The organism is Pseudomonas sp. rhizo66 (assembly GCF_031931925.1).
Lineage (GTDB): Bacteria > Pseudomonadota > Gammaproteobacteria > Pseudomonadales > Pseudomonadaceae > Aquipseudomonas.
Map to the genome: position 1 here is coordinate 76,230 of NZ_JAUJWZ010000008.1, position 24,403 is coordinate 100,632.

A 24,403-nucleotide genomic window follows, 5' to 3' on the forward strand; every position below is an offset into this window, starting at 1 on the left:
TGGCGGTTACCAGAAACGCAGCAGAGGTCTACCATGGCTGCCCGGAAGTGGTCACACGCGCTGCCGGCCATTCGCCGAAAAAGGTCCGCGCCATGAACCGTTTGTCCCGCAACAGTGAGGTGTTCGCATGAGCATCGCGCAAATCAGTCTGCCCAAGGGCGTCGGTCCCCACGCCGAAAAACTCTTCGATGCAATCACCCAGGCCAGCACCGCTGAGGAATTGAACCGCGCCGGTGGCAAGGCCGAAGGTTTTGTCCTGGGCCTTGAAAGCACCAAGGCGATCAAAAGCCAGATCGCCGAATCGCTGTACGTCGTTTATGACGACGCCGCGAGTCAGCGTGCCACCGAACTGGCTTAACTGCCGAAGGTGATAGTGCCCATCATCAGCTTGGCGTAAGCCGCGGTGGCCGCCAGTTGCACCAGCCACAGGACCAGGCCACCCAGGAACACGCCGGTGGCGACTTGCAAAACCAGGCTCTTTTCGCGTTTTGCCGCTGTGCGGGGGATGAAGTCATCCAGATCGTCACGGTCGGCGCGCAGGTTGTCGTTTTTCATATAGGGTCTCTTTCAGAAATCTTGGGTTCACACAAAACCTGTAGGAGTGAGCCTGCTCGCGATAGCGTCGTGTCAGCCGAAGCTTCATTACCTGACACGCCGCCATCGCGAGCAGGCTCACTCCTACAATGGGATTTATGTGCAGTCTAGAGGTTAAGCAGCGTTCATTCGGACAAATAAAAAACGGGAAGCCCCAAGGCTTCCCGTTTTTCATAACGCGCTGAAATCAGATGACCTGAACAATCGCATCCGTCACAGCTTTGATGTTGCTCTGGTTCAGCGCGGCCACGCAGATGCGGCCGGTGTCCAGGGCGTAGATGCCGAACTCGTTACGCAGGCGATGCACTTGTTCAGTGGTCAGGCCCGAGTAGGAGAACATGCCGCGCTGACGACCGACGAAGCTGAAGTCGCGACCCGGGGCTTTTTCTGCCAACAGGGCAACCATCTGCTCGCGCATGCCGCGAATGCGCAGACGCATTTCCGCCAGTTCGGCTTCCCACTGTGCGCGCAGTTCCGGGCTGTTCAGTACAGCTGCAACGATGCTTGCGCCGTGGGTCGGCGGGTTGGAGTAGTTGGTGCGGATCACGCGCTTGACTTGCGACAGCACGCGCGCGCTTTCTTCTTTCGATTCGCTGATGATCGACAGCGCACCAACGCGCTCGCCGTACAGCGAGAACGACTTGGAGAACGAGCTCGAGACGAAGAAAGTCATACCGGACTCGGCGAACAGACGCACGGCAGCGGCGTCTTCATCGATGCCGTCACCGAAACCCTGGTAAGCCATGTCGAGGAACGGCACGTGACCTTTGGCCTTGACCACTTCCAGCACGTTGTTCCAGTCCGCCGGGGTCAGGTCGACGCCGGTCGGGTTGTGGCAGCACGCGTGCAGAACAACGATCGAGCCGTTCGGCAGGGCGTTGAGATCGTCGAGCATGCCGGCACGATTTACATCGTGGCTGGCAGCGTCGTAGTAACGGTAGTTCTGCACCGGGAAGCCGGCGGTTTCGAACAGGGCGCGGTGGTTTTCCCAGCTCGGGTCGCTGATCGCCACAACGGCATTCGGCAGCAGTTGCTTGAGGAAGTCGGCACCGATCTTCAGTGCGCCGGTCCCGCCGACGGCCTGAGTGGTGATTACGCGACCGGCGCTGATCAGCGGCGAGTCGTTGCCGAACAGCAGTTTTTGCACGGCCTGGTCGTAGGCGGCGATGCCATCGATCGGCAGGTAACCGCGCGAAGCGTGTTGAGCTGCGCGAACGGTTTCGGCTTCGATCACGGCGCGCAGAAGTGGAATTCGCCCCTCTTCGTTGCAGTAAACACCCACGCCCAGGTTGACCTTGGTGGTCCGGGTATCGGCGTTGAATGCTTCGTTGAGGCCCAGGATTGGATCGCGGGGTGCCATTTCGACAGCGGAGAACAGGCTCATTATTGCGGCGGCTCTGAATGGAGAATGGAGGGACGTGTCGCGCTCCAGCCGGATGCACTAGAGCGGTGCACAAACGGGGAGCTAGTATAGAGGCCATTACCGAGCAATGGCGACAGGCGATTCGGCTTTTAGGGTAAGTTTTTCCGATTATTTCTTGACCGTTAGTCGACTGCGCGTGTCAGAGTCTTTACCGGATGTAGGACGTTTGCCTTGAAAGGTGAGGCAATCGCCACCACATTGAGCACAATCCAGGTTTTTTCTTGCGCGACACCGGTCGTTTGCGGTCGTCCCCGTGGTGCTCCGCTTGCTCGGAATGCCGCGATCCCAGAGGTGTATATGTCCGAATTCCAGCTCGTCACCCGCTTTGAGCCCGCCGGCGATCAGCCGGAAGCCATCCGCCAACTGGTGGAGGGCATCGAAGCCGGGCTGGCGCACCAGACGCTGCTTGGTGTGACCGGCTCGGGCAAGACCTTCAGCATCGCCAACGTCATCTCGCAGGTGCAGCGCCCGACCCTGGTACTGGCGCCGAACAAGACCCTCGCCGCGCAGCTGTACGGCGAGTTCAAGGCGTTTTTCCCGAACAACGCCGTCGAATACTTCGTTTCCTACTACGACTACTACCAGCCCGAAGCCTATGTGCCGTCGTCCGACACCTTCATCGAGAAGGATGCATCGATCAACGACCACATCGAGCAGATGCGCCTGTCCGCAACCAAAGCGCTGCTCGAACGCAAGGACGCGATCATCGTCACCACGGTGTCGTGCATCTACGGTCTCGGTAGCCCGGAAACCTATCTGAAGATGGTGCTGCACGTCGATCGCGGCGACAAACTCGATCAGCGTGCGCTGCTGCGGCGTCTGGCGGACCTGCAATACACCCGCAACGATATGGATTTCGCCCGTGCGACTTTCCGCGTGCGCGGCGATGTGATCGACATCTACCCGGCGGAATCCGATCTGGAAGCGATCCGCATCGAGCTGTTCGATGACGAAGTCGAAAGCATTTCCGCGTTCGACCCGCTGACCGGCGAAGTCATCCGCAAGATGCCGCGCTTCACGTTTTACCCGAAGAGCCACTATGTGACGCCACGGGAAACCCTGCTCGACGCCATCGAACACATCAAAGTCGAATTGCAGGAACGTCTGGAATACCTGCGCAGCAACAACAAACTGGTGGAAGCCCAGCGACTGGAGCAGCGCACCCGTTTCGACCTGGAGATGATTCTCGAGCTGGGTTACTGCAACGGCATCGAAAACTACTCGCGCTACCTGTCCGGACGTCCGGCCGGCGCGGCGCCGCCAACGCTCTACGATTACCTGCCGGCCGATGCCTTGCTGGTGATCGACGAATCCCACGTCAGCGTGCCGCAGGTCGGCGCGATGTATAAGGGCGACCGTTCGCGTAAGGAAACTCTCGTCGAATACGGCTTCCGCCTGCCGTCGGCGCTGGATAACCGGCCAATGCGTTTTGACGAGTGGGAAGGGGTGAGCCCGCAGACCATTTTTGTTTCGGCAACGCCGGGCAATTACGAGGCCGAGCACGCCGGACGTGTGGTCGAGCAATTGGTGCGTCCGACCGGTCTGGTCGATCCGCAGATCGAGGTGCGTCCGGCGCTGACTCAGGTCGACGATTTGCTCTCGGAAATCACCAAACGCGTGGCCATCGAGGAGCGGGTGCTGGTGACCACGCTGACCAAGCGCATGGCCGAAGACCTCACCGATTACCTCGCCGACCACGGCGTGCGCGTGCGTTATCTGCATTCGGACATCGATACCGTTGAGCGTGTAGAAATCATTCGCGACTTGCGCCTCGGTACCTTTGATGTGCTGGTGGGGATCAACCTGCTGCGTGAAGGTCTGGACATGCCGGAAGTGTCGCTGGTGGCGATCCTTGATGCCGACAAGGAAGGCTTCCTGCGTTCCGAGCGCTCGCTGATCCAGACCATTGGCCGGGCGGCGCGTAACCTCAATGGTCGGGCGATTCTTTACGCCGATCGCATGACCGGTTCGATGGAGCGCGCAATCGGTGAAACCGAGCGACGTCGTGACAAGCAGATCGCCTTCAACCTGGAAAACGGCATCACCCCCAAAGGCGTGTTCAAGGATGTCGCCGATATCATGGAAGGCGCCACCGTGCCGGGTTCGCGCAGCAAGAAGCGCAAGGGCATGGCCAAAGCCGCTGAAGAGAACGCCAAGTACGAAGCTGAATTGCGCTCGCCGAGCGAGATCACCAAACGCATTCGTGCACTGGAAGAGAAGATGTATCAGCTGGCGCGGGATCTGGAGTTTGAAGCGGCAGCGCAGATGCGTGACGAGATTGCCAAACTGCGCGAACGGCTTTTGGCAGTTTGATTGATGTTGCCTGGTCGGGCCCCATCGCTGGCAAGCCAGCTCCCACAAGGATTGATGGCGTACACGAAATTTGTGAACACCAAAGAAACCTGTGGGAGCTGGCTTGCCAGCGATGGGGCCAGACTAGGCACAGCAAATATCAGTGGGACTCCCCAGCCTTCAATCCTTGTGGCAATTTCTTGGTCAACAAGACGGCCAACATACTGATCCCCAGCGCAATCCCGACAAAGTGAAACGCATCGTTGTAAGCCATGATCGCCGCCTGCTGGTGGACGATTTCGCTCAACTTGCCCAGCGCCGCCGTATCACTGCCAAACCGATCCGTCATCGACGCCAGTCGCTCGGCCACCTGTGGATTGGTCGGCACCACCGCCTCACGCAAGTAATCGAAGTAAGTCTTGGTCCGCGCATCCAGCAGCGTTGCCAGCAAAGCAATCCCGATCGCACCGCCGAGGTTACGCAGGATATTGAACAGACTCGACGCCGAACCCGCGTCCTGCGGCAGGATATACGCCGTGGCGATCAACGAAATAGTCACCATGATCAATGGCTGCCCCAGTGCGCGGATGATCTGGATCTGATTGAACTGCGGCCCGGCGAAATCCGGGTTGAGCACCCCCGAAGAAAAACTCGCTAGCCCGAACAATCCAAAGCCGATCGTGCACAGCCATTTCGGCGAAACAAACTTCATCAGCTTCGGCACCAGCGGAATCAGGAACAACTGCGGCACGCCCATCCACATGATCACTTCGCCGATCTGCAGGGCGTTGTAGTTCTGGATCTGCGCCAGGTACAGCGGCAATAGATAGATCGAACCGTACAACCCGACACCCATGCCGAGGCTGGAAATGCTCGACAAGCCAAAGTTGCGATTACGCAGGATGCCGAGGTTGATCAGTGGATTCGGTTTGGAAATCTGCACGATTACAAAGGTGATCAAACTTACCAGCGCAATGCTGCCCAAGGTCACGATCAGGCTCGATTCCAGCCAGTCCTTGCGATGGCCTTCTTCAAGAAACACCTGCAAGCACCCGAGGCCGATCCCGAGCGTGAGGATGCCGGTGTAATCGGTGCTTTTCAGCAGTTCCCAGTGCGCTTCTTTCTTCTCCAGCCCGTACATCAGCCCGGCGATCATGATCAGGCCCGGCGGAATGTTGATGTAGAAGATGTACTCCCAGCCCCAGTTTTCCGTTAGCCAGCCGCCCAGCGTCGGGCCGATGGACGGGGCGAACGTGGCGGTCATGGCAAACATCGCCATGCCTTTGGCGCGGTGGTGTTCGGGGAGTTTGATCAGGGTCAGGGTGAACGCCAGCGGGATCAGCGCGCCGCCGGTGAAACCCTGCATGGCGCGAAAAACGATCATGCTTTCCAGGCTCCAGGCCATCGAGCAGAGCAGCGAGGAAACCAGAAACCCCAGCGACACCCACACCGCCAGCCGTCGTGCCGAGAGCAACTGCACCAGCCATGCGGTCAGCGGGATCATGATGATTTCCGCGACCAGATACGAGGTGGAAATCCACGAGCCTTCTTCCAGCGTCGCCGACAGCGCGCCCTGAATATCTTTCAGCGACGAGTTGGTGATCTGGATGTCGAGTACCGCCATAAAGGCGCCGAGCATCACGCTCATCACCGCAATCCAGTCGCGCCGGGTCGGTTCGCCGACCGGGCGGATCAGCGAATCACCGGCCATTGTCCGGGGCGTCTTTGATGTTCACTTTGGCGGTGACGGACATGCCCGGGCGGATCTTGCCGTGCAGCGGGTTGTCGGCTTTGAAGGTCAGTTTCACCGGAATCCGTTGCACGACTTTGGTGAAGTTGCCAGTGGCGTTGTCCGGCGGCAACAGACTGAATTGCGCGCCGGACGCGGCGAACAGGCTGTCGACTCGGGCTTCGATTGGCGTATCGCTGTAGGCATCGAAGGTCAGCTCGGCTTTCTGCCCGGGTTGCATGTGGCCGATCTGGGTTTCCTTGAAGTTGGCCTGCACCCAGATGTCTTCGTCCGGAACGATCGACAGCAGGTAAGCGCCGGCCTGCACCACTTGGCCGTTACGGGCGGCGCGCTGGCCGACCAAGCCACTGATCGGCGCGTGGATTTCGCTGCGGGTCAGGTTGAGTTCGGCTTGCGCGAGATCGGCGCGGGCGTTGGCGATCTGTGCGTCGAGGCGCTTGATTTCGGCGTTCAGGGCGTTGACCTGCTGGCGCTGGCCTTGCGCGTCAGCCTGCGCCTTGGTCACTTGCGAACGGGCGATATGAGCGTCAGCGGAGAGGGTGGTCACCCGTTCTTCGGAAACGTAACCGGGTTTGCGCAGGGTTTCGGCGCGCGACAAATCCATCTGCGAGCGCCCGAGCGTTGCCTGGGTGGTCGCCACTTGCGCATCGCTGGACGCAATCAGGCTGGCTTGTTGAGTCAATTTGCTTTGCGCTTGCAGGCGTTCTGCTTCGCGAGTGGCGAGGGCGGCGTTGGCGCGGTCGATGGCCAGACGGAAATCATTCGGTTCGAGGCGCACCAGTAGCTGGCCTTTTTCCACGTGCTGATTGTCTTGCACCAGCACTTCATCGATGCGCGCGCTCAATTGGCTCGACACGCGGGTGATTTCGCCCTGGACATAAGCGTTGTCGGTGCTTTCATAAAAGCGTCCCTTGAAAAACCAATGGGCGAAAAAGCCCCCGGCGATCAGCAGGACGAGCAGCAGGAAAATCAACAGGCGACGCTTGAGTTGGGCAGGCATGGGCAAACTGTAGTCGAGGAATTGTAAGTAAAGTTATCAGCAGGCGAATCTGGCATACAGCCGATAAACGGTAAATGCCATCTGCTGATATTTGCCCATTCACCGCGGCTTACGGGCGTTCCAGAGGCAAACTTGGCTTAAATGCCCTGCCCGCTGGAGCGGGGCGGGTGTCGCCTGTTACCATTCGCCGCTTGATTGTTTTGCTTTTCATTCTTTTCGAGACATGCCATGACCACCGTCCGCACTCGCATCGCGCCATCGCCTACCGGGGATCCCCACGTAGGTACCGCTTACATCGCATTGTTCAACTACTGCTTTGCCAAGCAGCATGGCGGTGAGTTCATCCTGCGCATCGAAGACACTGACCAGTTGCGTTCGACCCGCGAGTCCGAACAGCAGATATTCGACGCCCTGCGCTGGCTGGGGATCGACTGGAGCGAAGGCCCGGACGTCGGCGGCCCGCACGGCCCGTATCGCCAGAGCGAGCGTGGTGACATCTATCAGAAGTACTGCCAGCAACTGGTCGACATGGGCCACGCGTTCCCATGCTTCTGCACCGCTGAAGAACTGGATCAGATGCGCGCCGAGCAAATGGCTCGCGGCGAAACCCCGCGTTACGACGGCCGCGCACTGCTGCTGTCGAAGGAAGAAGTCGCCGCCCGTCTGGCTGCCGGCGAACCCCACGTGATCCGCATGAAAGTGCCTAGCGAAGGCGTTTGCGTGGTGCCGGACATGCTCCGTGGCGATGTCGAGATCCCGTGGGATCGCATGGACATGCAAGTGCTGATGAAGACCGATGGCCTGCCGACGTACTTCCTCGCCAACGTGGTCGACGATCACCTGATGGGCATCACCCACGTGCTGCGTGGCGAAGAGTGGCTGCCATCGGCACCGAAACTGATCCTGCTTTACGAGTACTTCGGCTGGGAACAACCCGAGCTGTGCTACATGCCGCTGCTGCGTAACCCGGACAAGAGCAAGCTGTCCAAGCGCAAGAACCCGACCTCGGTGACGTTCTACGAGCGCATGGGTTTCATGCCGGAAGCGATGCTCAACTATCTCGGGCGCATGGGCTGGTCGATGCCGGACGAGCGCGAGAAGTTCTCGTTGCAGGAAATGGTCGACAACTTCGATCTCAAGCGTGTGTCCCTCGGCGGGCCGATCTTCGACATCGAGAAGCTGTCGTGGCTCAACGGCCAGTGGCTGCGTGATCTGCCGGTGGAAGAATTCGCCGCGCGCGTGCAGAAGTGGGCATTCAACTCCGAATACATGATGAAGATCGCGCCGCACGTTCAGGGCCGCGTGGAAACCTTCAGCCAGGTTGCCCCGCTGGGTGGCTTCTTCTTCGCCGGCGGCGTCAATCCGGATGCCAAGCTGTTCGAGTCGAAGAAACTCTCGGGCGATCAGGTTCGCCAGTTGATGCAGTTGATCCTGTGGAAGCTGGAAAGCCTGCGTCAGTGGGAGAAGGACAGCATCACCGCAACGATTCAGGCCGTGGTCGAATCGCTGGAGTTGAAGCTGCGCGATGCGATGCCGTTGATGTTTGCGGCGATCACCGGTCAGGCGAGTTCGGTCTCGGTGCTCGATGCCATGGAAATCCTTGGCCCGGATCTGACCCGTTATCGTCTGCGTCAGGCGATTGACCTGCTGGGCGGTGTGTCGAAGAAAGAAAACAAAGAGTGGGAAAAGCTGCTGGGCGCTATCGCCTAAGCGCTTGCGGCTTTGTGCAGGAGCTGCCGAAGGCTGCGATCTTTTGATCCTGCCTTCGGCGCTTCTCCCGAATTTACGGGGGGAGGGCGGTAAGTGATTGTTATGCCGACGAAAAATTTTGAAATTTTTCAAAAATAAGTTTGACAGGCTTTCGATACGCCCTTAAGATTCGCCCCGTCCTCAGCGATGACATCAACGATGAGGGGCTATAGCTCAGCTGGGAGAGCGCTTGCATGGCATGCAAGAGGTCGACGGTTCGATCCCGTCTAGCTCCACCAATTTACACTTCGAAGCCTGGCCACACCGGCTCCGAAGCGATCAACACTCAGCGTTGATCAGTTGTATAGAAGGGTTTGCGTCCCCTTCGTCTAGTGGCCTAGGACACCGCCCTTTCACGGCGGTAACAGGGGTTCGAGTCCCCTAGGGGACGCCAGTTTTACAGAAGTGATGTTGCAAGATGTCACTCCGCCGAGAGGCGAAAAATCCGGGGCTATAGCTCAGCTGGGAGAGCGCCTGCATGGCATGCAGGAGGTCAGCGGTTCGATCCCGCTTAGCTCCACCAATTTACAGTTCAAGGTCTGGCCACACCGGCCTTGAATCGATCAGTTCTCAGCGCTGATCAGTTGTATAGAAGGTTTGTGTCCCCTTCGTCTAGTGGCCTAGGACACCGCCCTTTCACGGCGGTAACAGGGGTTCGAGTCCCCTAGGGGACGCCACGATTACCCGCTCTGCGGGATTTTATAAGGGTCATTCAATTATTGAATGGCCCTTTTGTTTGTCTGGCGTTTGGCCAAATCTCCTTTTTCCTTACACTGTGCTTCAGACCAGCGGTCATATCCTTGACTTGCAGAATATTATTATGCGAATAATATTCTAGTCGTAATATTCGGAGGCAACGATGAACGATAAAAAAGCCCAAACCCGCGAACGCATCCTCAAGGCTGCCAGCGCCGCACTGATTCAGCGTGGCCCGGCCGACCCCAGCGTGGGCGAAGTGATGGGCGCAGCCGGCCTGACCGTCGGCGGTTTCTATGCGCACTTCGAAAGCAAGGACGCGATGATGCTCGAAGCGTTCAAGCAACTGCTCGGCCGCCGCCGCGACCTGATTGCCGACATGGATGCCGATCTGACCGGCGAAGAGCGTCGCGCCTTGGTCGCTGCGTTCTACCTGTCGCGCAAACATCGTGATTCCAGCGATGCGGCGTGCCCGATTCCAGCGTCCATCGGCGAGTTGGGGCGTTTGCCGGAGTCGTTCCGCGTCGCGCTGAACGAACACCTGGAATTGATGATTGCGCAGTTGGCGTCCAGCCCCGAGGACACCGACAAAGCCTTGGCCGATGTGGCCTTGATGGTGGGTGGTCTGGCGCTCGCAAGGGCTCTGGGCCCGGGAGATTTATCCGATCGATTGCTGCGCGCGGCCAAGTCGGCAGTGCGTTGACCTGAAGGCAATACGCCTGAGGAGAGAGCGATGAACACGTTGAAGTGGATTCGTGGCGTTAATGGCACCTTGGGCTGGATTGCACCGAAACGCGTGGCGAGCAAAATGCGTCTGGCATTCATGACGCCACGTTCGCTGCCACTTCGTGATTGGGAGCTGCCGCTGCTGGCCAGTTCCGAACGCATCACTTTGCGCTTTGGCCTCTCGGCGCTGCGCTGGGGCCAAGGCCCGACAGTGTTGCTGATGCACGGCTGGGAAGGGCGGCCAACCCAGTTCGCCGCGCTGATCACTGCCCTGGTCGACGCCGGGTATACCGTCGTCGCGCTCGATGGTCCGGCCCACGGTCGTTCACCGGGGCGTGAAGCCAATGTGGTGTTGTTCGCTCGGGCGATGCTCGAAGCCGCTGCCGAGTTGCCTCCATTGCAAGCGGTCATCGGCCACTCCATGGGCGGCGCCAGCGCCATGCTCGCCGTGCAACTGGGCTTGCGTACCGAAACCCTCGTGAGCATTGCCGCACCTGCTCGAATCCTCGGTGTACTGCGCGGTTTTGCCCGCTACGTTGGCATGCCGCCCCGGGCCCGTTCAGCCTTCATCCGCCAGGTCGAACAAGACGTCGGTATGCGTGCTGCCACGCTCGATGTTGCCCACTATCAACTGGATATGCCCGGCCTGATCGTGCACGCCGAGGACGACAATTTCGTCTCGGTCAAAGAGTCGCAACTGATCCACGAAGCCTGGTTCGACAGTCGTCTGTTGCGCCTCGAAGGCGGTGGTCATCAGCGTGTGCTGGCCGACCCTCGGGTGATTGATGGCGTGTTATCACTGCTGGCCGGTCGTAGCCTTCAGGCGCGCCAATCGGCTTGAGCTCCGTTACACTGCCCCGGTGGAATACATTGACCAGGAGTGGGGCATGGGCTGGGATCGGGCAACGCCGTTTACCATTGATCTGCAAGTAGGCGCCGAGGACATCGACGGGCTGGGCCACGCGAACAACGCAGTGTACGTGACCTGGCTCGAGCGCTGCGCCTGGCGCCATTCGCAGCGTCTGGGGCTGGATCTGGTCGAGTATCGGCGACTGGATCGGGCGATGGCGGTGGTCCGTCATGAGATCGATTATCTGGCTGCGGCTTATGAAGGCGACGAACTGCAATTGGCGACCTGGATCGTCGATTGGGATCAGCGCCTGAAAATGACCCGGCATTTCCAGCTCAAGCGCCCGAGCGACAACGCCACGCTGTTGCGCGCGCAGACAACTTTTGTCTGTATCGAGCTGTCCACGGGCAAGCCCAAGCGCATGCCGGCCGAGTTCGTCGAGGGCTACGGCCCGGCGATCCTGGCACTAGCCTGACCCGATCCCTGTAGGAGCTGCCGAAGGCTGCGATCTTTTGATCTTGATCTGCAAACAGCAAAAGCAAAAGATCGCAGCCTTCGGCAGCTCCTACAAGGGATCTGCGGATTTGTGCGATATCCAGTAAACTGCCGCACGTTTTTCTTCAAGTAGTGTTTTCCCATGCAAATTGCTCTGGCGCCCATGGAGGGGTTGGTTGACGACATTCTCCGCGACGTGCTGACCCGCGTTGGTGGCATCGACTGGTGCGTGACCGAATTCATTCGGGTCAATGACCAGTTACTCACGCCGGCCTATTTCCACAAGTTCGGCCCGGAGCTGCTCAACGGTGCCCGCACGGCCTCCGGTGTGCCATTGCGCGTGCAATTGCTCGGTTCTGATCCTGTGTGCCTGGCGGAAAACGCTGCGTTGGCCTGCGAACTCGGTTCTGAGGTGATCGACCTCAACTTCGGCTGCCCGGCCAAGACCGTCAACAAATCCCGTGGCGGCGCGGTGCTGCTCAAGGAGCCGGAGCTGCTCAACCAGATCGTTGAGCATGTCCGTCGCGCTGTGCCGGCACATATTCCCGTGACCGCAAAAATGCGCCTGGGCTTCGACAGCCCGGACGGCTCGCTGGTCTGCGCCACGGCGTTGGCCGAAGGCGGCGCCGAGCACATCGTGGTTCATGCGCGAACCAAAATGGACGGCTACAAACCGCCGGCGCATTGGGAGTGGATTCCGCGTGTACAAGACGTGGTCAAAGTCCCGGTGTTCGCCAACGGCGATATCTGGAGCGTCGAAGACTGGCGGCGTTGTCGCGAAATCAGTGGCGTAGAAGACATCATGCTCGGTCGCGGCCTGGTCTCGCGCCCGGATCTGGCCAAACAAATCGCTGCCGCCCGCGCCGGTGAAGAGGTGGTCGAGATGACCTGGGCCGAGCTGATGCCGCTGATTCAGGACTTCTGGCTGCAAGCCAAAGCGCAGATGACTGCACGCCAATCGCCGGGCCGTTTGAAGCAATGGTTGGCCATGCTGACGCGCAATTATCCCGAGGCGACCGAGCTGTTTACCGTGCTGCGGCGTGAGACGGAGCCGGATCAAGTCTCGCGTTTGCTTGGTCTGCCGGTCGCTGAAGCGGCCTGAAAAAAATCTGCGAATAATCTCTTGAAATCAAATCAGCGGTCCCTATCTAAGGGTTACGCGATGCCGAATTCGGGTCGCGGAGACAAAAAAACTTGCTGATTTGTTTTCAGGAGATTTGAACCATGAGTACTGCATTTTCCCTCGCACCACTGTTCCGTTCCTCGGTGGGTTTCGACCGTTTCAACGACCTGTTCGAAACCGCCCTGCGCAACGAGCCAGGCAGCACCTATCCACCTTACAACGTGGAAAAACACGGTGATGACCAATACCGCATCGTCGTAGCGGCAGCCGGTTTCCAGGAAGAAGACCTGGAGCTGCAAGTCGAGAAAGGTGTGCTGACCATCAGTGGCGGCAAGCGTGATGCTAATGAAGGCGTGACCTTCCTGCATCAGGGCATTGCCCAGCGTGCTTTCAAGCTGTCCTTCCGTCTGGCCGATCACATCGAGATCAAGGCCGCGGATCTGAGCAACGGTCTGCTGAGCATCGACCTGCTGCGGGTGATCCCGGAAGAGGCGAAAGCCAAACGCATCCCGATCAACGGGACGCAGAAGCCGGCGTTGCAGCACTGAGTCATGTGCCGCAACACAATCGTCTGAACGGACGATGAGCCGTTGAATGAAGGCCCCGATACGTCGGGGCCTTTTTTGTGCGCGCAAGAAAACCGCTGTTCGACTTTGCCGCTGGCGGTGGTTTCTCTACAATCCGCGGCAGTTTTGCCGACCCCCATTCCTCACCGGTCGGCCTGGAGCCTTTTTTCATGGACGATATTCAGCAGCGCTGGCTGTGCGCCCTGTCTGCGCCAATGGCGGCGATCAATACCGGTGCCAGCTACGACGACCCCGCGTTCTGCGACGATCACTACATCGATCTGCAAGACAGCTGGGGTATCGATGACCGTGGGCAGTTGTTCGACATGCTCGAACGGATGACTGACGACGGCCATGCCAAACACCTCAGCGCGGCCTATCTGGCGTGGCAGCGTTGCCTGCCGAGTGAATGGCAGGCTTTGCTTGACGATCTCCCGGCTCGTGAACGCATCCTGCATGAATTTGCCAGTCGCACCTTCGGCAGTTGCGGGCCGGGCGGGATATTGTCCTGGGACTATGGCCGCATGGGCTTTCTCTTGCGTTGCGCCGTGCGCAATCAGTGGATTGACCTGGATGAGAGCAACTGGCTGCACAGTCGTTTGGCCCTCAGAGCGCAATTTCACTACGGTAGCTGGATGGCTTACTTCGATGGCTTTGTCGTGGGCCGAACCTTTTGGTCGTGCCTGAGCGCCAGTGACGATGAGCTGGCGCGCGAACTGGATCGCCAAGGGGCCAACGCCCTTAACGTGCGGATTGCCCGTGGCCTTGCCGAGAACATCCCTCGGTTTCTGGCTGATTTGCCATGGCACATGGAAATTGACCTGCCGCCACGTCCGGAATCGCTCAAGGAGTTCGACTGGTCATGAGTTGCTGGATCCGCTTGGGCATCGAGCCTACCACCGACGAAAACCTGATTCGCAATGCCTACCGCGCACGCTTGCCGGCGCATCACCCGGAGACTGATCCGCAAGGGTTTCAGGCGCTGCGCATTGCCTACGAAAATGCTCTGCGTCTGGCGCGTGAGGAAGACGAAGAAGAGCCCGAACCGACGCTCGAAGCTTCAGAACACAAGGTCGTTGAAGTCCCTCAGGCGTTCGTGGATTTCTGCGAGTTGCTGGATGATCCCGCTCGCCGCTTCAATTTTGCTGCGTGGCAGGCATTTGTCCGGGGTCTGGATGAGCTGCCTCTGGAGGTGCTCGATGACCTCGGCTGGGGGCTGTACCACCGGCTCGCCGACGCCGGTCCGTTGTCGTACCGCTGCGCGAATCTGTTGGCCAAACGTATGGCCTGGGATCAGCAACTGCTGGATCTGGAGTACGACGACGCCCATCAGGTGGGATTCTTTCTCCAGCGAATCGAAACGCCTGACCCGTTCGATACGGATCTGATGAGCACATGGTCAGAGGCTGCACAGACCGAATCGCTGTGGTACGCCCGTAGTCTCGACTTCATCTTCACCCAGCGTCCACTCCATGAGTTCGCCGAGTTCGCCACTCGACACACCTGCCTGCCGTTGCCGGATGATGCCGCGTTTCTCAAACGGGTGTTGGTGCAGTTCACTCAGGCGGGAATCGGCGTGCCGATATTTTTGCAGTGCTGCGTCGAACAGCAACTTGCAGCGCCGGATGACGTCGACTGGCTTTATCTGCTGGCGTGTCAGAGCAGTCTGCTCGGGCGCGACGATCAGGCATTGCCTTGCTGGATCCGGCTGTGGAACGAACATCGTCATCCAATGGCGGAAAGTCGCCTGCTGGAGTTGTGTGCCAAGCGGCAGTCGACTTTTCTACCTCTGCTGATTCAGGCATTTGATCGCCTCGAGGACTGCTCTGACTGGTCGGAGGATCTCGGCGATGACGGCCAGGTGTATGGCAGCCCGTCACAACATCCCGAGACGCTGAACCGTTGGCTGGGTGTCGCAAGATTAGCGCTTGATAGCCTCGCGCAAAGCTTTGTCGATTGGCGTATGACGGGTGATGAACTGCCATTGCTCGCGCAGCTGCTGGGCGAGAACGCCGACAGCCGACTGTTGCATCTGTACCGGCACGCCTGGGCACTGCACCGGGGTGATTCGGCTTTGCTGCAGCAGATTCTGGATGCACCGTTGCCGGTCGATGCTCTCGAAAACCTGGTGATGAGCGGATTCAAATACCAGGCCGAGCAACACTTGCGCTGGTTGAGCAGGGCTCCGATTGCACTGGCCATGCGCGCTTTCAGTGACGCGAATCCAAGCTTGCGGCCATTGCCGCAGGTGCTGACGCAAGGTGAGCCGCACAAGGTCTGTCGGTTATGGTTGCGCCGCTTGCGGCCCTACAACGATGCTGCGCTGGAGCGAATCGCAGAAGCCTTCAAGCTGGGTGCGGTCAAAGACGACTGTGACTTGTCCGAACTCGACTTGATGCTCCAGTTGAGCCGTCGCGGGATCCAGTTGCCGCCGGTCGGGCTGGGGGAGGCGACGTGGGAGTGGCATGCCCAGACGTTGTTTTTGCTGGCGTTGCTGGAACAACCCGAACGCTGGTTACACATGATTGATGCGCAGTCCCTGGAGCGTCTGGCATTCAATCCGGCCCATCCTTTGAGTCGTCTGCAGCCTCTGTTGCGGCGCTTGCAGCGTGAACAAGGCCATTGCGACGGTTTGTTGGGATGGCTGCAGGGCCATGATCCGGTGCACGGTTTGCTGGTGCAGCAATTGTTCAGCGTTCAACAGGCACTCGACAGCGCGCGATTGCCTGCCAATACCCTGCTTTACACATGCCTCGAAAGCGATCGTGCTGCATGCGGCGACGATTTGCTGGGGTTGATGATGTTCTGGGGCGTGCTCTATCACGACCCGAGCCTGAGTGCTGAGCAGCATCGCGCATTGCTGCAGTCAATCGCGGCGATCAGTTGTGAAGACGATTGGTTCGAAGGCTTTCGCGACGGCTTGATCAAGGGCGAACCGGTGTGGCCGCCGCGCCAAGTGCTGACGGATTTTGGCGTCGACAAGTTGCTGGCCTACGAGGCGCTGGATACGCTCAAGGGCTTGGTTCGTTATGGGGCTGCTGGCGTGCCGAAAACCCGAGTCTTGCGGCAGTTGCAGCAGGGCAAGGATGACTTGCAGAACGGCATCGGCCTGCGATTGGCGCTGTGCGCCTTGCTGTCCTGGTCGGAGCGTTTGCTGCTGGCGAGAAGCGATGTTCAGCCGGTACCGGCGAGAGCGATCTGGCGTCTCGGCTCGCGGTTGGGGCGCAAGGCTTTTATCGGCCAGGTGCTGGGGTGTTTGGTGATTACACCGGTGGCAGGGCTGCTCACGGGCACCACGGGCGCTGGCATGCTGGTCTTGTTGCTGGGCGTGCTGTTGGTGTTCGGCGCCATTCTTCGTCGATTGCACGACATGGGCCGGGGCATTCCCACGCTGCTGATTTTCATGGCGCTGACGCCGGTTTTGCCATTTTTGCCATTGGTGCTGTTCGGATTGCCCGGTGACAAGTTGCCCAACCGCTATGGTGTGCCGCCGGACAGCGGCGATAGCGAGATGCTGTCCGGCGGCCTGCAAGCTGCCTTGCGGCGGCTCAACGGTTAGAGGCGCAGTTGATCCAGCGCCTTGTTCAGCTCTGCGCGATGGCTGGCAATCGCCGAGGGTTGCTGGCCGGCGAGCACGGTAGTGAAGTTGTGCAGCCATTCGGCAATGTGCTCGCGTTGCGTGCCGAGGCTTTGCATCCATGCCCGCTCCAAACGGGCGAGCAGTGTGCGGTTGGGCAGCGCATCGCGTGGATGGACTTTCAGAGTGGACAGGCGGTTATGGCTGTCGCGACGCGCTTGCTCGTCCAGACCGGTGGGGCTGCGATCGATGCTGTGACTGTGGCGTTCACCGGTTTCGAGCAGGGTGACGTCGACTTCGAGCAAACCGTTGATGTCATAGCTGAAGCGTACGTCCAGCTCCTGGATGTGCTCAGTGGGCGTCAACGTGACATCGAAAGCATCAATCAGAATGTTGTCGCACACCCACGGCCGCTCACCCTGATAGACGGCGATGCGCAGCACTGTTTGCTTGGGTTGGGTGGTGTAATAGCGCTCCACCCTTGAGGTCGGGATGATGGTGTTGCGTTCGATGATCGGCGAGAAAGCACCTTTGATGTCTTCGCCACGCATGGTCGCAATCCCCAGCGTGTACGGGCAGACATCCGTCAGAATCAACTCTTCAACCGCCCCGTCACGCGCCTTGCACGCCGCTTGCGTCGCCGCGCCCAACGCCACAATGGTATCCGGATCAAGATGCCGGTAAGGCAGGCGCCCGAACAGCGTGGCGACCATTTGCTGCACCGCCGGCATGCGCGTGGCGCCGCCGACCAGTACCAGGCTGTCGAGGTCGCGCGGCTTGAGGCGGGCATCGCGCAGGGCTTGTTCGATCGGTGCGCGCAAACGGGCCAGCAGCGGCTCCCAGATTCTTACTGCGGCGGCTTCGTCCAGCGACCATTCGAACGTCTTGTCACCATGGCGCCAGCTCAGTGGCTGAACACCTTCAGCGAGTTTGCATTTCAGTTGCTCCAGCGCATCGCCGAGAGTTGCCATGCTTTGCGCATCGACCATGGCCGGGGTCAGTTGCCAGTGTTTCAGGCAGGCCTGCAATAGCGCAGCGGTGAAGTCTTCGCCGCCGAGAAAGTTGTCGCCGGTGGAGGCGTGCACTTCGATCAGTGGCAAAGCGTATTCCAGCACCGTGACATCGAAGGTGCCGCCGCCCAGATCGAAGATCAGCGTGCGTTCGAATTTCTGTTCATGCAGCCCGTAAGCCATGGCGGCAGCGGTCGGCTCGTTGATCAGACGTGTCACCGAGAGCCCGGCCAGTTCGGCGGCAAACAGCGTGCGTTTGCGTTGTTCGTCGCTGAAATACGCCGGGACGGAAATTACCGCTTCCGAAACGCTATGGCCGAGAAAGGCTTCGGCGTCCTGCTTGAGTGCGCCGAGCACCAGCGCCGACAACTCTTCCGGGCTGAACTGACGAGCACCGAGCTGGATTTGTTTATCGCTGCCCATGAAGCGCTTGAATGCTGCGGCGGTGCGATCCGGGTGCGTGGTCAGGCGGGCGCGGGCGGCTTTGCCGACCAGAATGGTGTCGTCTTCATCGAGGCTGACCACCGACGGCGTCAGCACATCGCCCAAGGCGTTGGGAATCAGTCGGGCCTGACCGTCCTGCCAGACGGCGATCAGGCTGTTGGTGGTGCCAAGGTCGATGCCCAGCAGAGCCGGGCGGGGGAGGGTTGCATCCTGCATGACAGATCTCGAAACGGCGCAAAAACCGCGACCCTACAGGTTGGCGCAAAGCGTGGCAATTGCGCTTCTGTTGCAACGTGCACCGGTTATGGCAGGAGCTTTTTCAGATCCTCCAGCGCAACCGGTCGACTGTGCAGATAGCCTTGATACAAATGACAGCCCAACCCTTGCAGAAACGCCAGTTGTTCCGGGGTTTCCACGCCCTCGGCAATCACCTCCAGCTCAAGGCTGCGCGCCATGGCGACGATCGCGCGGATGATCTCGGCATCGTTCGGGTCGGTCGTCGCATCACGGATAAACGACTGATCGATTTTCAGCGTGTCCACCGGCAGACGCTTGAGGTAAGTCAGCGACGAATAACCGGTGCCGAAATCATCCATGGCAAAGCTCACGCCGAGCTTTTTCAGGCGGCGCATTTTGCTGATGGTGTCTTCCAGATTCTGGATGACGATGCCTTCGGTGATCTCCAGTTTCAGCAGCGAGCAGGGCAGACCATGGCTGCTCATGCTGTGTTCGATGCGCTCGACGAAATCGTTCTGGCGGAACTGGCGCGGGCTGATGTTCACGCACAGGCTGAACTTCAGCGGGTCGACCAGTTTCAGGGCGATCAGTTGTTTGAACGCATTGCAGGCTTCGTCGAGGATCCAGGTGCCGACTTCGAGAATCAGGCCGCTGTCTTCCAGCACTTTGATGAATTCGGTGGGTGATTGCGCGCCCAGCTCCGGGTGATTCCAGCGCACCAGGGCTTCGGCGCCGATGATTCTGTTGTCGCGGGCGTCGACCTGCGGCTGAAAGTGCATGTTGAACTCACCGCGCGACAGCGCCAGGCGCAAGTCGGTCTCCATGCGCAGCCGTTCGCTGGCGGCTTTCTGCATGGTGTTGTGATACATCTGCGTGGTGTTGCGCCCGGAATCCTTGGCCCGGTACAGGGCAATGTCGGCGCGTTTGAGCAGGTCGGTCGGCGTCGAGCCGTGATCGGGGATCAACGCCACGCCGATGCTCGGGGTCACTTGCAGACGCTGGCCGTCGAGGAACATCGGCTCCGAGAGTAATTCGCGCAAGGTGTCGGCGAGCGAACGTACTTGCGCGCTGACCTCATTGCGCGAGCCTTCGAGGCCGCTGAGCAGCACCACGAACTCGTCGCCACCGAGGCGCGCGACCGTGTCTTCCATGCGCACACTGGCTTCGAGCCGCGCCGTGATGATTTTCAGCACCGTGTCGCCGACCGGGTGGCCAAGGGAATCGTTGATGTGCTTGAAGTGATCGAGATCGAGAAACAGCAAAGCGCCGCGCAGGTTGTGGCGCTTGAGCAGGGCGATCTGCTGGCTGAGGCGATCCATCAGCAAGGCGCGATTGGGCAGGTTGGTCAGCGGGTCGTGATAAGCCAGATGCCGAATCTGTGCTTCGGCGTTTTTCAGCAGGCTGACGTCCCGCGCGGTCAGCAGCAGGCACGCGGTTTCATTGAGGGTGATCGGTTCGACCGACACTTCCACCGTCAGCAACTCACCGCGTTTGTTGCGTCCGAGCATTTCCTGATGGTGCACGCGGCCCTTGATCTGCAATTCGGCAAGTAACGCCGAGCGCTGTTTTTCCTCGGCCCAGATGCCCACCTGATACACGGTTTTGCCTACGACTTCTTCGGCGCGATAACCAGTGAGGCGGCAGAAACCGTCGTTGACCTCCAGATAACGCCCGGTGTCGCGCTCGGTGATGGTGATCGCGTCGGGGCTGGAGTGAAACGCTTTGGCGAATTTCTCTTCACTGGCTTTCAGCGCCGCTTCCGAGCGCTGCTGCTGGGTGATATCGCGCAGGGTGGTGACGATGCAGGGCTGATCGCCGACGCTGATTTGCCGGCTGGAAATGACGCAAGTCAGCGACTGCCCGTCCTTGTGCTGGACGATGATCGCGACATTGCTCAAGCCCTGTTCGCGGATGACCCGTTCAATGCGTTGCAGGCTTTTCGCCGATGCGTCCCACAGGCCGATTTCTTCGGCGGTGTGACCGATGACGTCAGCGGCGCTCCAGCCGAACGTCTGGGTAAAGCTGTTATTGATTTCAATGAACTCGCCGCTGTCCTGGCGGGTGACGCAAATCGGGTCCGGGCTGACCTGGAACAGCGTGGCGAACTTCTCTTCCGAAGCCACCAACCGTTGCTCGCGCTCGACCTGGTCGGTGATGTCCAGCAAGGTGCCGGCCATGCGCAGCGGGGCGCCGTTGTCGTCACGGTAGAGGCGGGCGCGGCTTTCCAGATAGCGTGAGCTGCCGTCCGGCAATTGCACGCGATAGGTCAATTGATAGTTGCCCGCCGGGCCTTCGCGCAGGCTGCGGTAGGCATCGCGCATGCTGTCGCGTTCCTCACCGGGCACGCCTTCGAAAAACTCTTCGAACGATTCATGGAACGGTTTCGGTTCCAGTCCGTGCAATTGCGCCGCCCGGGCGGAGCCGTAAAGCATGCCGCTGGGGATGTGCCAGTCCCAGGTGCCGAGCTGCGCTGAATCCAGTGCCAGATCGAGGCGTTCCTGGCTGTCCTTCAAGGCGAGTTCAGCGGCTTTGCGTTCGGTGGTGTCGAGGAACGTGCTGAGCAGATACGGCTGGCCTTCGAGTTCGACTTTCTGCGCACTTAGAATACCGTCGTGGATCTGCCCGTTGCTGGCGCGAAACTGCACTTCCATGGCGATCAGCTCGCCTTTGGCTTTGGTCTTTTTCACCAGCTCTGTGCGTTGCTCGGGGTGTACCCACAAGCCCAGCTCCAGCGTGGTGCGGCCGATAGCGCTCTGTACCGGCCAGCCAAACAGGCTTTCAAAATACTGATTGGCCTCGCTGATGAGGCCGTCTTCCTGCCGGGTCAGCAAGACCATGTTCGGGCACAGATGAAAAAGTGTCGCGAAACGTTTCTCCGAACTGCTGAGGGCCTGCTCGCGCTGGCGCTGGTGGGTGATTTCACGAATCACCCCGATCATTCGGGGGCGGCCGTTTTTATCCGGCAGCAGGCTGCCGCTGATCTCCAGCCAGTGCAGGCTGCCGTCGGGCCAGCGGATGCGGTGGTGCATCGCTTGTTCCAGCGGCGCGCCGGCAATTACGGCGTGAAAAGCGCGAACGGTCTTGGCGCGGTCTTCCGGGGGTAACAGATCGAGATACTCCAGATCTTGCGGCAGTGGTTGCCGTGGATCGAAACCGAACAACGCCTGGGTGCCACGCGACCAACTGATCTGCCCGCGCTCGATGTCCCAATACCAGGCGCCGAGCCGCGCGCCGTTGAGCGCGGCCAGCAATTGCGGCGCGCTCTCCCAGCTCTGCTCGGAATGTCGCGGGTCAATCGCCTGAATACGCGGCATCGGCGGAATTCGGTCAACAGATTTCGGCATCGTGGACAGGCCTTGAGCTGATGGTGGCGTTAGGCACAGGGGCGGCGGCTCTATAGGAGTAGCACAAGTTGGCCTCAAGTCCCTGGCAGATCGATTTGTGCATCCAACAGGGCCATGAAGGCTCTTGCCGCATTCGAGAGTGTCCGTTCGGTGTGCAGGATATAGCCTAGCTGGCGAGTGAGCTGTATGCCCGGCAAAGCGATGCTCGCCACTTGATCGTCGAGCATGGTGCGCGGCAAAACGCTCCAGGCCAGGCCGATCGAGACCATCATCTTGATGGTTTCCAGGTAGTTGGTGCTCATGGCGATGTTCGGCGTCAGGCCCTGGGCTTCGAATAGACGTTGGACAATGTGATGCGTGAAGGTGTTGCCCCCGGGGAACACTGCCGGATGACCGGCAATGTCCGCCAGATTGACGGGGCCATTGCCGATCAGCGAATGCTCCGGGGCGACCACGAAATCCAGCGGGTCGTCCCAGACCGGCGTGGCTTTGACCAGTGCGTGAGGTTCCGGCGCCAGGGTGATGACCGCCAGTTCGGCGCGGCCATGGAGAATTTCTTCGTAGGCCACTTCCGAATCGAGGAACTGAATATCCAGCGCAACCTGTGGGTAGCGGCGGGTGAATTCCCTTAACAGCGGCGGCAAACGGTGCAACCCGATGTGGTGACTGGTGGCCAGGGTCAGGCGCCCGCTGACTTCACCCGTCAGGTTGGTCAGGGCGCGGCGGGTGTCGTCCAGCACGTTGAGAATCTGGTAAGCACGCGGCAGCAGGGCCCGGCCGGCCTCGGTCAGGCCGACTTCACGGCCCAGTCGGTCGAACAGACGCACCTTCAATTGCTGCTCCAGCCCGGCGATGCGTTTGCTGATCGCCGGCTGTGTCAGGTGCAAGCGTTCGCCGGCGCCGGAGAAGCTGCCGGTCTCGGCAATCGCGATAAAGGCGTTGAGGTTGGCCAGATCCATGTTCGTATTCCAGTTGGTTATCCAAAGCATAAAAAATATGAATTTGAGTTATTTAATCTAACCCCATAGGATCGGCCTCACAAGCCAAAGGGTTATTGATAAGCCCAGGGCATAGAAACAAGCTGATGAGGAACCGTCTGATGGCCGGCAAAACGCTCTACGACAAGCTCTGGGATTCGCATTTGGTCAAACAGCGCGACGATGGCTCGGCGCTGATCTATATCGATCGTCACATCATCCACGAAGTGACTTCGCCGCAAGCCTTCGAAGGCCTGCGTCTGGCCGGGCGCAAGCCATGGCGCATCGATGCCAACATCGCGACCCCGGACCACAACGTACCGACGACTCCAGAGCGCAAGGGCGGCATCGCAGCCATTGCCGATCAGGTCTCGCGTTTGCAGGTTCAGACCCTCGATGACAACTGTGATGAATACGGCATCGTCGAGTTCAAGATGAACGACGTTCGCCAAGGCATCGTCCACGTGATCAGCCCGGAGCAGGGCGCGACCTTGCCGGGCATGACCGTGGTCTGCGGCGACTCGCACACCTCGACCCACGGCGCGTTCGGTGCCTTGGCGCACGGTATCGGCACCTCCGAGGTCGAGCACGTGCTCGCCACCCAGTGCCTGGTCGCGAAGAAAATGAAGAACATGCTGGTGCGCGTTGAAGGGCAATTGCCGTTCGGCGTGACGGCCAAGGACATCGTCCTCGCGGTGATCGGCAAGATCGGCACCGCTGGCGGTAACGGCCACGCCATCGAATTCGCCGGCAGCGCGATCCGCGACTTGTCCGTCGAAGGCCGCATGACCATCTGCAACATGTCCATCGAGGCCGGCGCCCGCGTGGGTCTGGTGGCAGCGGATCAGAAGACTGTCGATTACGTGAAGGGCCGTCCTTTTGCACCGAAAGGCGCCGAATGGGACATGGCCGTCGAGGCCTGGAAAGACCTGGTCTCCGACGCCGATGCCAAGTTCGACACCGTGGTTGAGCTGGACGCTGCGCAGATCAAGCCGCAAGTCAGCTGGGGCACTTCCCCGGAAATGGTCTTGGCGGTTGATCAGAACGTCCCGGATCCAGCCAAAGAGATGGATTTGGTCAAGCGTGACTCGATCGTCCGTGCCTTGAAATACATGGGTTTGACCGCCAATCAGGCGATCACCGACATTCAACTGGATCGCGTGTTTATCGGTTCCTGCACCAACTCGCGGATCGAAGATTTGCGCGCTGCTGCCGTGATCGCCAAGGGTCGCAAAGTTGCTTCGACCATCAAGCAAGCGATCGTGGTGCCGGGCTCGGGTCTGGTGAAAGCTCAGGCTGAGGCCGAGGGTCTGGACAAGATTTTCCTCGAAGCCGGTTTTGAATGGCGTGAGCCGGGGTGCTCGATGTGCCTGGCGATGAACCCGGACCGTTTGGAGTCCGGCGAGCATTGTGCCTCGACCTCCAACCGTAACTTCGAAGGCCGTCAGGGCGCCGGTGGCCGTACCCACCTCGTCAGCCCGGCCATGGCGGCTGCGGCAGCGGTGAACGGTCGCTTCGTCGACGTCCGTGAATTGATTTAAAGGAGCGCA

18 protein-coding genes and 4 tRNA genes are annotated in these 24,403 nt (G+C 59.8%); 15 read left to right on the top strand and 7 right to left on the bottom strand.

Annotated features, from left to right (window positions below):
• Positions 1 to 127: 127 nt before the first annotated feature.
• On the top strand, positions 128 to 358 hold the full coding sequence (locus QZR14_RS11650; RefSeq protein ID WP_123463450.1) for a hypothetical protein: 231 nt from the start codon (positions 128 to 130) through the stop codon (positions 356 to 358).
• On the opposite strand, the gene QZR14_RS11655 is transcribed toward QZR14_RS11650, so the two are convergent.
• Together QZR14_RS11655 and QZR14_RS11660 are read right to left on the bottom strand one after the other, a co-directional pair.
• Positions 355 to 555, bottom strand: coding sequence for a hypothetical protein (locus QZR14_RS11655; protein ID WP_250607314.1), 201 nt, complete (start codon positions 553 to 555; stop codon positions 355 to 357). The two genes, QZR14_RS11650 and QZR14_RS11655, sit on opposite strands and share 4 nt — an antisense overlap.
• Before the next feature lie 226 nt (positions 556 to 781).
• Complete coding sequence (locus tag QZR14_RS11660) at positions 782 to 1,978, bottom strand: amino acid aminotransferase (protein ID WP_250607312.1); 1,197 nt, start codon at positions 1,976 to 1,978, stop codon at positions 782 to 784.
• Positions 1,979 to 2,314: 336 nt separating this feature from the next.
• Between QZR14_RS11660 and uvrB the strand changes: the two genes are divergently transcribed.
• A complete protein-coding gene (gene uvrB, locus QZR14_RS11665; protein ID WP_250607309.1) occupies positions 2,315 to 4,330 on the top strand; it encodes an excinuclease ABC subunit UvrB in 2,016 nt (671 codons plus the stop codon).
• Positions 4,331 to 4,469: 139 nt separating this feature from the next.
• Here uvrB and QZR14_RS11670 read toward each other — a convergent pair whose 3' ends face one another.
• On the bottom strand, positions 4,470 to 5,960 hold the full coding sequence (locus QZR14_RS11670; protein ID WP_223027994.1) for an MDR family MFS transporter: 1,491 nt from the start codon (positions 5,958 to 5,960) through the stop codon (positions 4,470 to 4,472).
• Positions 5,961 to 6,009: 49 nt separating this feature from the next.
• Positions 6,010 to 7,059, bottom strand: coding sequence for an HlyD family secretion protein (locus QZR14_RS11675; RefSeq protein WP_311996628.1), 1,050 nt, complete (start codon positions 7,057 to 7,059; stop codon positions 6,010 to 6,012).
• A gap of 228 nt (positions 7,060 to 7,287) precedes the next feature.
• Between QZR14_RS11675 and gltX the strand changes: the two genes are divergently transcribed.
• The 12 genes from gltX to QZR14_RS11735 all read left to right on the top strand — a co-directional run bounded on the left by gltX (position 7,288) and on the right by QZR14_RS11735 (position 16,823).
• Positions 7,288 to 8,769, top strand: coding sequence for a glutamate--tRNA ligase (gltX, locus tag QZR14_RS11680; RefSeq protein ID WP_311996629.1), 1,482 nt, complete (start codon positions 7,288 to 7,290; stop codon positions 8,767 to 8,769).
• A 202-nt stretch (positions 8,770 to 8,971) separates the two neighbouring features.
• Positions 8,972 to 9,047, top strand: a tRNA-Ala gene (locus tag QZR14_RS11685).
• 79 nt (positions 9,048 to 9,126) lie between these two features.
• Positions 9,127 to 9,202: transfer RNA gene (locus QZR14_RS11690), tRNA-Glu, on the top strand.
• A 53-nt stretch (positions 9,203 to 9,255) separates the two neighbouring features.
• Positions 9,256 to 9,331: transfer RNA gene (locus tag QZR14_RS11695), tRNA-Ala, on the top strand.
• A gap of 78 nt (positions 9,332 to 9,409) precedes the next feature.
• A tRNA-Glu gene (locus tag QZR14_RS11700) sits at positions 9,410 to 9,485 on the top strand.
• Between the two features lie 182 nt (positions 9,486 to 9,667).
• Entirely contained in the window at positions 9,668 to 10,207 is a 540-nt protein-coding gene (locus QZR14_RS11705; protein ID WP_123463439.1) for a TetR/AcrR family transcriptional regulator, read from the top strand.
• A 30-nt stretch (positions 10,208 to 10,237) separates the two neighbouring features.
• Positions 10,238 to 11,071 (top strand): alpha/beta fold hydrolase, encoded by an 834-nt coding sequence (locus tag QZR14_RS11710; protein ID WP_250607306.1) that lies wholly within the window; start codon positions 10,238 to 10,240, stop codon positions 11,069 to 11,071.
• A 46-nt stretch (positions 11,072 to 11,117) separates the two neighbouring features.
• Positions 11,118 to 11,555, top strand: coding sequence for an acyl-CoA thioesterase (locus QZR14_RS11715; RefSeq protein WP_311996630.1), 438 nt, complete (start codon positions 11,118 to 11,120; stop codon positions 11,553 to 11,555).
• A gap of 162 nt (positions 11,556 to 11,717) precedes the next feature.
• Positions 11,718 to 12,677, top strand: a complete 960-nt coding sequence (locus QZR14_RS11720) for a tRNA dihydrouridine synthase (RefSeq protein WP_085711993.1) — start codon at positions 11,718 to 11,720, stop codon at positions 12,675 to 12,677.
• Between the two features lie 122 nt (positions 12,678 to 12,799).
• On the top strand, positions 12,800 to 13,246 hold the full coding sequence (locus tag QZR14_RS11725; RefSeq protein ID WP_123448646.1) for an Hsp20 family protein: 447 nt from the start codon (positions 12,800 to 12,802) through the stop codon (positions 13,244 to 13,246).
• A gap of 188 nt (positions 13,247 to 13,434) precedes the next feature.
• Complete coding sequence (locus tag QZR14_RS11730; RefSeq protein ID WP_311996631.1) at positions 13,435 to 14,130, top strand: DUF1266 domain-containing protein; 696 nt, start codon at positions 13,435 to 13,437, stop codon at positions 14,128 to 14,130.
• Entirely contained in the window at positions 14,127 to 16,823 is a 2,697-nt protein-coding gene (locus QZR14_RS11735; RefSeq protein ID WP_311996632.1) for a DUF805 domain-containing protein, read from the top strand. The genes QZR14_RS11730 and QZR14_RS11735 overlap by 4 nt, the downstream gene beginning before the upstream one ends.
• On the opposite strand, the gene QZR14_RS11740 is transcribed toward QZR14_RS11735, so the two are convergent.
• The 3 genes from QZR14_RS11740 to QZR14_RS11750 form a co-directional block, all read right to left on the bottom strand.
• Positions 16,820 to 18,511 (bottom strand): molecular chaperone HscC, encoded by a 1,692-nt coding sequence (locus QZR14_RS11740; RefSeq protein ID WP_311996633.1) that lies wholly within the window; start codon positions 18,509 to 18,511, stop codon positions 16,820 to 16,822. The two genes, QZR14_RS11735 and QZR14_RS11740, sit on opposite strands and share 4 nt — an antisense overlap.
• Positions 18,512 to 18,597: 86 nt before the next feature.
• The gene (locus QZR14_RS11745) at positions 18,598 to 21,876 is read right to left on the bottom strand and encodes a sensor domain-containing protein (RefSeq protein ID WP_250607298.1); all 3,279 of its coding nucleotides are present in this window, start codon (positions 21,874 to 21,876) and stop codon (positions 18,598 to 18,600) included.
• 74 nt (positions 21,877 to 21,950) lie between these two features.
• Positions 21,951 to 22,835, bottom strand: coding sequence for a LysR family transcriptional regulator (locus QZR14_RS11750; protein WP_250607296.1), 885 nt, complete (start codon positions 22,833 to 22,835; stop codon positions 21,951 to 21,953).
• 140 nt (positions 22,836 to 22,975) lie between these two features.
• Here QZR14_RS11750 and leuC point away from each other — a divergent pair, with 140 nt between their 5' ends.
• Positions 22,976 to 24,394 (top strand): 3-isopropylmalate dehydratase large subunit, encoded by a 1,419-nt coding sequence (gene leuC, locus QZR14_RS11755; RefSeq protein ID WP_250607294.1) that lies wholly within the window; start codon positions 22,976 to 22,978, stop codon positions 24,392 to 24,394.
• The last annotated feature ends 9 nt before the right edge of the window (positions 24,395 to 24,403 follow it).